General features: G+C 44.1%; 15 protein-coding genes and 2 riboswitches. Of the genes, 10 read left to right on the top strand and 5 right to left on the bottom strand.

Going from position 1 to position 11,297, the window contains the following annotated elements:
• The first annotated feature begins 151 nt into the window (after positions 1-151).
• Positions 152-985 carry an RsbT co-antagonist RsbRB gene (gene rsbRB, locus RAC86_RS28235; protein ID WP_003232560.1) on the top strand — a complete coding sequence of 278 codons (834 nt, stop codon included), beginning with the start codon at positions 152-154 and terminating at the stop codon, positions 983-985.
• Positions 986-1,015: 30 nt separating this feature from the next.
• On the opposite strand, the gene thiX is transcribed toward rsbRB, so the two are convergent.
• Genes thiX through thiU form a run of 4 tightly spaced genes read right to left on the bottom strand, consistent with a single transcriptional unit; the run spans position 1,016 to position 4,588 of the window.
• Positions 1,016-1,780: an HMP/thiamine ABC transporter permease ThiX gene (thiX, locus tag RAC86_RS28240; RefSeq protein ID WP_069322542.1), complete on the bottom strand. Its 765-nt coding sequence runs from the start codon at positions 1,778-1,780 to the stop codon at positions 1,016-1,018.
• A complete protein-coding gene (locus RAC86_RS28245; RefSeq protein WP_377886265.1) occupies positions 1,755-3,398 on the bottom strand; it encodes an ABC transporter ATP-binding protein in 1,644 nt (547 codons plus the stop codon). Before RAC86_RS28245 ends, thiX begins: the two co-directional genes overlap by 26 nt.
• Entirely contained in the window at positions 3,385-3,984 is a 600-nt protein-coding gene (locus RAC86_RS28250) for an ECF transporter S component (protein WP_119899282.1), read from the bottom strand. The genes RAC86_RS28245 and RAC86_RS28250 overlap by 14 nt, the downstream gene beginning before the upstream one ends.
• A 1-nt stretch (position 3,985) precedes the next feature.
• Positions 3,986-4,588 carry an HMP/thiamine ABC transporter substrate-binding protein ThiU gene (gene thiU / locus RAC86_RS28255; RefSeq protein ID WP_033884990.1) on the bottom strand — a complete coding sequence of 201 codons (603 nt, stop codon included), beginning with the start codon at positions 4,586-4,588 and terminating at the stop codon, positions 3,986-3,988.
• A 96-nt stretch (positions 4,589-4,684) separates the two neighbouring features.
• A riboswitch (TPP riboswitch) is annotated at positions 4,685-4,797 on the bottom strand.
• Between the two features lie 101 nt (positions 4,798-4,898).
• Here thiU and ykoG point away from each other — a divergent pair.
• The 7 genes from ykoG to mgtE all read left to right on the top strand — a co-directional run bounded on the left by ykoG (position 4,899) and on the right by mgtE (position 10,314).
• Positions 4,899-5,585: a two-component system response regulator YkoG gene (ykoG, locus tag RAC86_RS28260; RefSeq protein WP_326147507.1), complete on the top strand. Its 687-nt coding sequence runs from the start codon at positions 4,899-4,901 to the stop codon at positions 5,583-5,585.
• Positions 5,586-5,588: 3 nt separating this feature from the next.
• On the top strand, positions 5,589-6,953 hold the full coding sequence (gene ykoH / locus RAC86_RS28265) for a two-component system sensor histidine kinase YkoH (RefSeq protein WP_326147508.1): 1,365 nt from the start codon (positions 5,589-5,591) through the stop codon (positions 6,951-6,953).
• Positions 6,950-7,630: a PepSY domain-containing protein gene (locus RAC86_RS28270; protein ID WP_377886266.1), complete on the top strand. Its 681-nt coding sequence runs from the start codon at positions 6,950-6,952 to the stop codon at positions 7,628-7,630. The genes ykoH and RAC86_RS28270 overlap by 4 nt, the downstream gene beginning before the upstream one ends.
• 91 nt (positions 7,631-7,721) lie before the next feature.
• Complete coding sequence (locus RAC86_RS28275) at positions 7,722-8,234, top strand: PepSY domain-containing protein (RefSeq protein ID WP_014479606.1); 513 nt, start codon at positions 7,722-7,724, stop codon at positions 8,232-8,234.
• 82 nt (positions 8,235-8,316) lie between these two features.
• Entirely contained in the window at positions 8,317-8,454 is a 138-nt protein-coding gene (locus tag RAC86_RS28280; RefSeq protein ID WP_042974358.1) for a transcriptional regulator SplA domain-containing protein, read from the top strand.
• Positions 8,455-8,561: 107 nt separating this feature from the next.
• Positions 8,562-8,727: riboswitch (M-box (ykoK) riboswitch) on the top strand.
• 91 nt (positions 8,728-8,818) lie between these two features.
• On the top strand, positions 8,819-8,941 hold the full coding sequence (locus RAC86_RS28285; RefSeq protein ID WP_009967087.1) for a hypothetical protein: 123 nt from the start codon (positions 8,819-8,821) through the stop codon (positions 8,939-8,941).
• Positions 8,942-8,958: 17 nt separating this feature from the next.
• Entirely contained in the window at positions 8,959-10,314 is a 1,356-nt protein-coding gene (gene mgtE / locus RAC86_RS28290; protein ID WP_003232543.1) for a magnesium transporter, read from the top strand.
• 42 nt (positions 10,315-10,356) lie between these two features.
• On the opposite strand, the gene RAC86_RS28295 is transcribed toward mgtE, so the two are convergent.
• Positions 10,357-10,689 (bottom strand): MerR family transcriptional regulator, encoded by a 333-nt coding sequence (locus RAC86_RS28295; protein WP_003232541.1) that lies wholly within the window; start codon positions 10,687-10,689, stop codon positions 10,357-10,359.
• Between the two features lie 194 nt (positions 10,690-10,883).
• Here RAC86_RS28295 and RAC86_RS28300 point away from each other — a divergent pair, with 194 nt between their 5' ends.
• Both RAC86_RS28300 and ykoL read left to right on the top strand, forming a co-directional pair.
• Positions 10,884-11,039, top strand: a complete 156-nt coding sequence (locus tag RAC86_RS28300; RefSeq protein WP_003232538.1) for a hypothetical protein — start codon at positions 10,884-10,886, stop codon at positions 11,037-11,039.
• Between the two features lie 87 nt (positions 11,040-11,126).
• Positions 11,127-11,297: stress response protein YkoL (gene ykoL, locus RAC86_RS28305; RefSeq protein WP_377886267.1), on the top strand; the 171-nt coding region annotated here is incomplete at its 3' end.

The following is an 11,297-nucleotide window of genomic DNA, read 5'->3' on the forward strand; positions in this document are numbered from 1 at the left end:
GCGCTCGGACAGAGCCATTTGAAGCATTTTGAAAAAATAGGATACACACCAAAGAATTAGTAATTTTCAAAATATTGGATGGCTTCGGCGTGTATGACTGGGATTCAACTGTAAGTCAAGTTATAATAGTGTTGGGGAAAGGAGCAGTGTCATGAAACTGAATGAAAAATTATATGCATTTTTTTCAGAGCATGTGGAACAAATGGCCGAGGAATGGATTGAAACGATGGAGGAAAGTGATCCGAATTCGCTTTACGCCCTACATAATGCAACAGTAACGGAAGAATTGAAAGAGCAGGACAGAGAATTTTACCGGCATCTGAATTACATGTATGTTTTACCGGAAAAACAATTTCTCGAAGAGTTTCAAGAGTGGGTCATTGAGCTGACCAACGATCAAAAACATCTCGACACACCGGTTCAGTATGTCATTCGGGAGTTTATGAGAAACAGGAGATTATATACGAAGTATTTTGAGAAGTTCGCAGAAGAAAATGAATCAGCGTTTGAACCGGGAGAGAAGCAAAAATGGGCAGATTTGATTGTAAAAGTATTTGATTTCACCATTTATACATTCGTTGATCACGCTGAAATGAATGCCAAGCAGCAATTAAACGCCCAAAGAGAAATGATATTGGAATTAAGCTCACCTGTCATTACCCTGAGCAAATCAACAGCTCTGCTGCCGCTTGTCGGTGACATTGATACCGAACGGGCGAAGTTTATTCTGGAAAACACGCTTCAAGCTTGTGCGAAAAGACGTGTGGAGCATCTGTTAATCGATCTGTCAGGTGTTGTTGTGGTGGATACGATGGTGGCGCACCAGATCTTTAAATTGATTGAGGCGCTTAATCTGATCGGTGTCCGGTCAACCCTGTCAGGAATCAGGCCTGAAATTGCGCAAACTGCTGTACAGCTGGGGATTGACTTTTCGAATATTACCATTAAAACCAACCTTGCCCAAGCATTAAACTATCATCAATAAAAAAATCCGCTATCTGTGATAGCGGATTTTTTATGATGCGAAACATAAAGATACGAGAAAGGATCCCGCGAATAATATGAGGACGAGGCAAAAGAACACCCAGTCGCGCCGGTTCACGCTCAATGTCCTGTAGTATGTCCGGTTTCTGCTTCCTGTAAATCCTTTCGATTCCATCGCAAGCGCTGTCCGTTCCGCTTTTCTGATGGCGCTTGCCAATAGCGGTATGGTATATCGTTTTAACGCACTGATTTTATTAATGATGCCGCTCTCCGCCGCTCCTCCTCTGATTTTATGAGCCTGCTGAATCAGCTGGACCTCATCCTTTAACAGCGGAAGAAAGCGAAAGCCTGCAATGACACCGTACGCGAGCTTTGGTGAGAGCCTGCACTGCTGGACAAGGCTCAGCATAAATAAAATCGGATCGGTTGTAAAAACAAACATCATCGATAAGGCGGAAAAGCATAAAATACGAAACCCAAGGGAGATGCCGACAGACACATTATCGCTGTTAATTGAGATAGGGCCTGCTTGAAACAAAAAATTATCCGGTGTTGTCGGCACCTTTCCAAAAACTGCGGCTGTCCACACGCACCCGAATGCTAAAATCAAAAACGGAATCGTAAACAACAACCATTTTTTCAATGGGATTCCGGCCGCCAGTAGAACGCCCGCAACGATGATGATATAAAAACATGCCGGAGTGTAAGGGTTGTAAATAAACGACAGCATGACGACACAACAAAAAACCGCCGCCGCTTTCACAGTCGGATTAATGAGATGTAACGGCTGCTTCATCACGCACCTCCTCTTGAAATGCCATCCATTCATATAGAAGGGGAAGGGTGAGCTTTGCTTTTTGAACAAGCCCTGTTTCTTGAGAAAACAACTGCGCTGGAGATCCGTCAAAGGCCAGGCCCGTATCGTGAAGCACAAGCACGCTATCAGCATACGAAGAGACTAACTCCATATCGTGTGTAATCATAAGGACAGCGGTTCCCTCTGCCTTGATACGCTGAATCATTTCCATGCATTCAGCCGCCGTGCGGGCATCCTGGCCAAAGGTTGGTTCGTCTAATAATAAAACCTTTACGTCATGCATGAGCATAGTAGCAACGCTCAGTCGCCGTTTTTGCCCTTGGCTGATCGCAAACGGATGATGATCAGCCAAATGCGCAAGACCAAAACGCTGCAGCAGGTGTTGCGCTTTTTTCTCAGTTTCAGCATTTGCTTTCTGGCCGAACAGAAGCTCGTCATACACCGTATCGGTGACGAATTGATGCTCAGGGTTTTGAAAAACAAATCCCATCCGTTTACGCAATTCTTTTTCTTTATATTTCTGCAGCGGCTGATCATAGAGAAGGATTTTGCCGCTTTGCGGTTTCATGAGACGGGCCAGAACTGATAGGAGCGTCGATTTTCCAGTTCCGTTCGGACCGACAAGCGCCGTTAAAGAGCCTTCGCGCAACGAAAAGCTGATGTCTTTGAAAATCGCCTGCTGTCCTCTCGCGAACGAAAGGCTGCTGACTTCAAGCACACTCTCCCCAGGAGGGGCTTTCTTCTTTTTGGCATGCCCGGCAGGAATAGGCTCTTTGAACAGCATCTCTTTTGATAAAGTAAACGGCATACTCAGCTTTTCCTGCAGATGACAGACCTTTGGAATGGCGATGCCCAATTTCTTTAGTGTCTCCGCTTCATGCTGAAATAGATTTTTTGTCAAGCCATCCAGCGCCTTTTTGCCTGATTTGTCGAGCACGATCGTTCTCTCAATCCAAGGCGCCCATTCATCAAGCTGGTGCTCAATGACGAGGAGGCTGAAACCTTTTTCCCGCTGAAGATCCTTCATCAGATGAACGAACTCCCGCGCTGAGAAAGGGTCTAAAAGAGAGGTCGGCTCATCTAAAATAATAAGCTCAGGCTCCATCGCCAAAATACAGGCGAGAGCCACTTTCTGCTTTTGTCCTCCTGAAAGGGTTGAGATCATTTTTTCTTTTAAATGGGTAATGCGTAATTTTTCTAATACGGCGTTGATTTTCTCTGTCATTTCTTCTTTTGGAATTTGCAGATTTTCCAGCCCGAACGCAATTTCGTCCTCCACCGTCAGCATGCAGAACTGCTGATCAGGATCCTGAAAAACGACCCCGGCATGCTGAGCAATCGTTTCGGAGGTTTCAGCATCTGTGACCGGCTTTTGAAATAGAAATACATGTCCGGACTGAATGCCGTCGCAAGCCTCCGGATATAGACCTTTTAAACAAAGGGCGAGCGAGCTTTTACCGCATCCGCTCGGTCCTAATAATAAAACACATTCTCCTTTTTGAAGCTCAAACGAAATGTCTTGAAAAACCGGTTTCTCGTCTTCTTCATAAGAGAAGCTGAGCTGCTCAACCGTCAGAAGCTCATCAAAGGCTTGCATGTTCTGACGCCCGCTTCCTTTTCTTTTTCAGTTCCTTTCCGAGTGCCATTCCGTTTAACACACCTGTATAAGCGAGAGAGTCGCTGACAGCTTTTCCGAGAAGCCCCGCCAAAAGCGCGCCGGAAATGAGGCGGATCACAAGCATAATGAGCAGATAACCTGGTGAATAGGCTGCATAGCCAGAAACAAAGAGATCATAGAAAAAGCTGGCTACTGAAGACCCCATACCGGCCAGCATAAGGATAGGGAGAGAGTATGCTTTCCAGCGTGTTGCAAGAAATACAGCCTCAGCCCCGAGCCCTTGAACAATGCCAATCACGATGACCATCGGGCCAGACGGATTTCCCAGCAGGCACTCAACGAGAGCGGCAATGATTTCAGAAACGAGCGCCGCACCCGGTTTTTGAATCATGTACGCGGCGATCACAGAAACGATAAACCAAATGCCGTAAATCGGTTCATAGGCGATTGGCCCAAACATACCTGCAAGCACGTTTCCGAAATGTGTAAATAATAAATAAACAACGGCAAATACGATACTGATAACGGACATGATGACAATTTCTTTTACTTTCCAGCTTTTCATTTTATCCCTGCTTTCTGTTTTTTCTTGATGGACTGTTAGCCGAAAGATTCACAGTCATGGTGATATGGTTTGTTTGCTGCTCGGCCATGCGGAAAACGGCTTCCAATGTGCTGAATACGTCATGCGCATCCCCGTCAAGCTCGCTCGCGTAATGGACACTCTGTACGAAAGTGCCTTGGGCTTTTGCAATGTCGACAGCCTTCATAATCAATCCCATATAATCCGGCTCGTTCATTGGATAAAGGGCAAATTGGCACGGCGCTTCCGCCTTCAAGCCTCGGACAGCATCTTCATTGACACGCTTATCGCCTTTGGAAAGATATGTATCCCCCTGTGTGTCACCCGGGCATCCAATGGAAAACGTGCCGTTCATGACGATGTGTTTTTCGCTGTTTGCTGCATGAAGGTAAATGGCTTTTGCAGCATCGAATACATGATCAATCGATCCGCGTAACACCGTGCTGATATGGTCGGTTTTCGTCCAAACCTTGGATGTATCTGTTTTTTTCAGCGCAGACTTGATCACACTGATAAAATCATCCGTCATCGGATATAAAGAGAAGCGAAAACCGGCGATTCTGCTTGTACCGCAAATATGTTCCATTTCTCCGACCTCCTGTTTTTTTGGTAAAATAAAAAACTGCATATCCTAAGGGAATATGCAGTCATAGATCGATTAAGCGCACAAAAAAATACACCATTCGGTCAACCTGCACTTCCCCACGCTGGTATTATCCAGATCGGGTCATAAGGGATCAAAGCGCGTTTCTTTCGCGCTTTATCTCAGCCAAAACAGCACCCCTAGTGCTTTCCGTATACAATTTTTTATTTTGACATCATAATAGATGATAAGAATCATTTTGTAAACAACGAAATCATTTTTTTCATATAGGGACAGGAGAGGATGATCACATTTGGACAAAGGACACATATTAATTGTGGAAGATGAAGAAAAAATCGCCAGGGTTCTGCAGCTTGAATTGGAATATGAAGGATACGGCGTGACCATTAAACACAATGGAACAGAAGGTCTTGAGGCGGCCGCGGAAGGCGGGCATTCCTTGGTGCTTCTTGATGTCATGCTGCCGGGGCTTAGCGGACTGGAAGTGCTGCGCCGCTTGAGAAAAACGGATTCGCAGACACCGGTCATATTATTAACGGCGCGAGACAGCATTCCTGATAAGGTAACAGGTCTGGATATCGGTGCGAATGACTATGTCACCAAGCCGTTTGAAATCGAGGAATTACTTGCGAGAATCAGGGCGGCGCTGCGGCAAAATGGAACAAAAACGGAAGATATCGGCACCTTTCTTACATATGACGATTTGCGGGTGAACGAAAAAACCCGTGAAGTGAGACGCGGAGACAAAGAGGTGGAATTAACGCCGCGGGAATTTGATCTACTCGTCTATATGCTAAAGCATCCGCAGCAAGTGCTGACACGGGAGCAAATTCTAAGCTCGGTATGGGGATTTGATTATATCGGTGATACAAATGTCGTGGACGTCTACATAAGATACATCAGAAAAAAACTGGACTATCCTTACGAAAAACAGCTGATCCATACGATTCGCGGGGTCGGCTATGCCATTAAGGGGTAAACGATGAAGCTGAAGACCAAGATTCATCTATACACATCAATATCACTGTTGATTTTATTAATTTTGGTGCATACCGCAGTCTATCTCATTTTTTCGTCTGCGCTGACATCAAAGGATGCATCCCGGCTTGCTGATGAGACGGATAACATTGCCGAAGCGCTGCGTGCCGCTGAAACAGAAGGAGTGGCTTTGCAGGATATGCTGCAGGCCTATCTTCCGGCAAATGGCATGGTGCGTGTAGTGAATGGTGATCAAAAAGCCGTTATGACGATCACAAAAGAAAAAGCCTATAAAGGTTTTCCTCTCTCTTTTCATAGCGGAGAAACGGCAGATGTGAGGAAACATGACGGCAAGCTGTTTGCCGAGGCTGCTGTTCCGGTGATTTGGACCGATGGACAAGTGGTGTCTCTTCAGCTGGTTGAAAGGCTGGAGAACACAGAAGAGAGTCTGTTTCTGCTGAAAATCATCTTAATCGCTGCAAGTGCTGCTGTCTGCATTGCTTCTTTTTTTGCAGGCAGCTTGCTAGCCCGCCGAATCATCAATCCGATCAGACGATTAATGATCACAATGAAAGACATACAGCGAGACAAAGAATTTAAAACGATTTCTTTAGAAGGACAGTCCAACGATGAATTGTATCAAATGGGGCTGACATTTAATGAAATGGCAATGATGCTGAAGAAGCACTATGATAAACAGCAGCAATTTGTTCAAGATGCTTCACACGAATTGAAAACGCCGCTCACCATTATAGAAAGCTACAGCAGCCTGATGAAGCGGTGGGGGGCAAAAAAGCCGGAGGTGCTTGAGGAGTCGATAGAAGCCATTCACTCAGAAGCGGTGCATATGAAAAAACTGACCAATCAGCTTTTGGCGCTGGCCAAAAGTCATCAAGAGCTTGAGCTTGATCTGAAAACAATCGATCTGATTGAAGCGGCGCGCGCGGTTATGCAAACGCTCCAGCCCGTTTATCAGCGTGACATATTGCTTGAAACAGATAAAGAGAGCCTGCTTGTAAAGGCTGATGAAGAACGCATCAAGCAGCTGTTGACCATTTTGCTTGATAATGCAATAAAGTATAGTGAAAAGCCTATTGAGATGTCAGCCGGAACGAGGAATGGACGGCCATTTCTGTCAGTGAGGGATGAAGGCATCGGAATACCTGAGGAGCATATCCCGCATTTGTTCGAACGGTTCTACCGGGCAGATGAGGCACGAAACCGAAAAACAGGCGGAACGGGTTTAGGCCTTTCCATTGCCAAGCAAATCGCCGATGAGCATGGCATTGAGCTGTCTGTCAAAAGCAAGCCGGGACAAGGAACAGCTGTCACCATGCAATTCAGCGAACAGAATGGGGGAGGCCGATGACTAAAACAATAAAAACAGTATCTTTTGCTGCAGCAGCCATTTTAGTTGTCATCATCTGTACGTTTCTCATCATTCGGCAAACCCATGAGAACGTATTGTCAAAGGAGACTGTCGTAAAAAAAGTCGAAGCCTCCTATGAAGGCAAGGTCACGAAAGCAACTCAATCAAAGGATAAAAAAACATATGATATAACCCTTGAAAATCCAAAGGGAACTTACTTTGTAAAAGCAGACGCAATATCGGCTGACATTCTTTCAATGAATAGAGTAAAAGCAGTGAATCCATCTGCCATGACAGAAAAAGAAGCCGAGCATCTCGCGCTTGAGCGAGTGCCGGGAACGGTCAAAAAACAAACACGACAAAGTCGAGTTGCCACTTATACCATACAAAAAGAAGATGGGAAAACATACGAAGTGAAGGTAGACATGCAGGCAAAAACAGTCTTGTCTGCCGATCAAATCAGCAGCAAAGATCAACAAAAAACGCCGATTACGAAAAAAGAAGCCAAAACAATTGCTGAGCGAGAAACGGGAGGAACAGCGGATGACGCAGATCTCGAAGAAAGTGAGGGCACTCTCATCTTTGAAGTAGACGTTGATCTTCCTGATAATAAGGAAGCGACAGTGAAAATCAATGCCTACACAGGAAAGGTAGCTAACATTGTGTATGAAGACTGACGGTTTCTCATCAAATTCTCATCTTGCTCTCGTTTTCCTTTCATGTTGAGTGTGTAAACTGTACTCATACAAAACAAAGGAGGACTCACAAATGCTCAAGAAAAAATGGATGGTCGGTCTTTTAGCAGGGTGCCTAGCGGCCGGAGGATTCAGCTACAACGCGTTTGCCAAAGAAAACAATGAAAACAGACAGGCTTCTTCTAAGACGGATGCACTCACTGAACAAGAAGCAGAAGCAATTGCTAAAACAGTTGTTGACGGTACAGTAGAAGACATTGACAGAGACCTTTACAACGGCAAAGAAGTCTATGAAGTGGAGATTGAAAAAGAAGGTGAAGACTACGACGTTTATGTAGATATTCATACAAAACAAGCGCTTAATGACCCGTTAAAGGAGAAAGCAGAACAAGTCGCCATAACCAAAGAAGAAGCTGAAGAAATTGCTTTAAAGCAAACAGGTGGAACCGTAACAGAAAGTAAGCTTGACGAAGATGACGGTGCTTACATCTATGAAATGGAAATCCAAACGAAGCAAGGAACTGAGACAGAATTTGAAATTTCCGCAAAAGATGGACGCATTATCAAACAGGAGATAGATGACTAATCAAAACCCCCGCTGCAGCGGGGGTTTTTCATGATAAGAAACCTTCTTTTGGACAATCTAAGTAGAAAAGGAGGCGAAACGCATGGAAAAGAAAGAGGAGCAATACATCAATCAGGCTGAATATGTCCCTCATCCGACGAAGAAAGGAGAGTATGCCTTATTTCTTCATGAAACGTATCATTTGCTTTCTGAAGATGACGAGACACAAACAACAGAATAAGGGCTTAGGCCCTTGTTTTGTTCCGTAATTGTGATGTAAGCGTATTTATTACTTTTTTGAGTTGACACAGCTTGTTTTTTTCTGTAATCTCAGTGTGTCAATTCAATTAGGAACTTCGTTAGGTGAGGCTCCTGTATGGAGATACGCTGCTGCCCAAAAATGTCCAAAGACGCCAATGGGTCAACAGAAATCATCGACATAAGGTGATTTTTAATGCAGCTGGATGCTTGTCCTATGCCATACAGTGCTAAAGCTCTACGATTGAAGGCGCCCGCACGCTTTTTTTGCCGTGCTTCTTTCACCTTCAATCCCGAAGGCTTTTTTTATGCCTTTAAAACGAAACCAATCAAAGGAGGTGCGGAGTATGGATTCTCCCCATTCGAGTCAATCTGAAGAAGTACCCATATACTATGACAGCAAGACAATTGATTACACGATGAGGAGACGAACTGCCGCACCTTCTGGCGAGGCCGGCACGTCTCCGTAGAGGAGGTACGAGTCCCGATGGTTCAAAACATGACCTATGACGAACTCATTTTACGCATCATTATTTTACTGCGAGACGGGAAAATCAGGGATTTCAGAAGTGTTATTGATGAGCTTCAGCCCTATGACATGGCATTTATTTTTAAAGAAATGCCGGAAAAACACCGCGCCCGCTATTTATCTTATTTAACTGTAGACGATATCACTGATATGATCGGGGAGCTGGAACGCGAATTTCAGCTTGTCGTCTTAAATAAAGTCGGAAAAACAAAAGCAACACTGGCGATGAACAAAATGGACAACGATGACCTCGCTCAATTGCTTGAAGAAATGGACGAAGAACTGAAGGAACAGCTTTTGTCCAGCATGGAAGCGTCAGAGTCAAAAGCTGTACAGCTCTTGATGAATTACCCGGCTGATTCAGCGGGACGCATGATGACAAACCGGTATGTGTGGATCCCTCAGCATTACACGGTAAAAGACGCGGTCGTCAAACTGAAAAGCTTCGCTGAAATAGCTGAATCGATCAACTACTTATATGTTATTAATGAAAGCAAACAGCTGGTTGGGGTTCTTTCCTACCGCGATTTGATTCTGGGTGAACCTGAAGAAAAGGTGCAGGATTTAATGTTTACCCGCGTCATATCAGCAGATGCTCTTCAGGACCAGGAAGAAGTTGCCCGCCTTATTGAACGTTACGATTTTTTGGCAATACCGGTTGTAGAAGAAAACAACGTGCTTGTCGGCATTGTGACGGTCGATGATATTATCGACGTTGTTATTCGGGAAGCTGATGAGGATTACGAAAAATTTGCCGCTTCCGGTAAAGACATCACCTTTGACACAAAAGCTTACGTGGCGGCATACCGGCGTCTGCCATGGCTGATTTTACTCTTGTTTATCGGACTGATTTCAGGAAGCATTATCAGCTATTTTGAAGACGCGCTGAAGCAGGTTGTCGCGCTTGCGTTTTTCATGCCGATGGTGTCAGGGATGACAGGAAATACGGGAACACAATCTCTTGCGGTTGTCATCAGAGGTTTGTCTAAAGAAGAAATGAACAAAAAAACGATTGTGCGCCTGATCTTCCGGGAGTTCAGAACAAGCATTTTTATCGGAGCGGTTTGTTCTGTGCTGATTGCGATTGTTTCTATCATATGGCAGGGGAATGCGCTTTTGGGATTTGTTGTCGCCTCTTCACTGTTCTTAACCTTAATCATCGGCACGATGTCAGGAACGATTATCCCTATTATTTTGCACAAACTGAAAGTAGACCCGGCGATTGCTTCTGGACCGCTGATTACAACGTTAAACGATATTTTATCTTTATTAATCTACTTTGGCATTGCCACTGCATTCATTCACTCATTATAAACGTAAAAAGTCCGTCTCAACTGCGAGCCGGACTTTTATTATTTAACGGTTTTTGTACCGAAAGTGAGCATTAAGCTGCCCCTCCAGCATTTTTTTCCGCACTTGCGGATCGTTTTTTAACATCTGTTCTTTTTTGCGCATATCCTTTAAAATCTCTGCCGTCTGTACGCCGTCTTCACGCTTATTGGCGATATCCATCAGCCGCTCCACATCGGCAAAGGAGTATTTTCTTGTCCCCCTTGAAGAACGCTGCGGGTAAATGAGCTTTCGTTCCTCATAATACCTGATCTGTCTTACGGACAATCCTGTCAATTCACTCACAATTCCGATTGAAATCACTTTTTTGTCTTTATAAGAATGATCTTCTGTGGTCATTTTTCCACCCCTGGATGTCTTTTGATAATAGTATATAAAAAACAAATAGAAAAAACCTGACGCTTGTCATATTTTCTAACATCAAATAGAAGATTTTTGAAAAAATACGGAAGAAAAATTAACAAGAATAATGCGTAACACCCAAGCGCGTTTTATCCTTTATGTAACGAATCAAACGAGGAGGAAGGATAATCATGGAGGAAGAAAAAGCAGTCTCACTGGCAAAAGAAATTATAGAGTTGGATATCAAGCGTGATGAAATGCTGGAGACGTTTATGCAGCTTGCCGGAGAACAGGCTTTTCAATTATTAAGATCGGTTCAAAACGGACAATACCGAAAATCTTCGTAAACATAAATTCTTTACATTAGATTCATACCACGTTCATTTAAAAAGAGTATCTTTTGTATAGGATACCTCAAAATGAAGGAGGACGCTATGAGTAATTTATTGAAATCCGCTTTAGAAAAAGAACGACGCCATTATTCTGAAAAACTCTATCAGATAGGGGTTTATAATAAAGAGGTCATGAACAAAATGACGATTTCTGAGCTTCGGAAAGAATACGCTTATTTCTTTCGAAGCATTACAAATCATAAAAATTATCCT

The organism is Bacillus sp. LR_5, assembly GCF_042709275.1.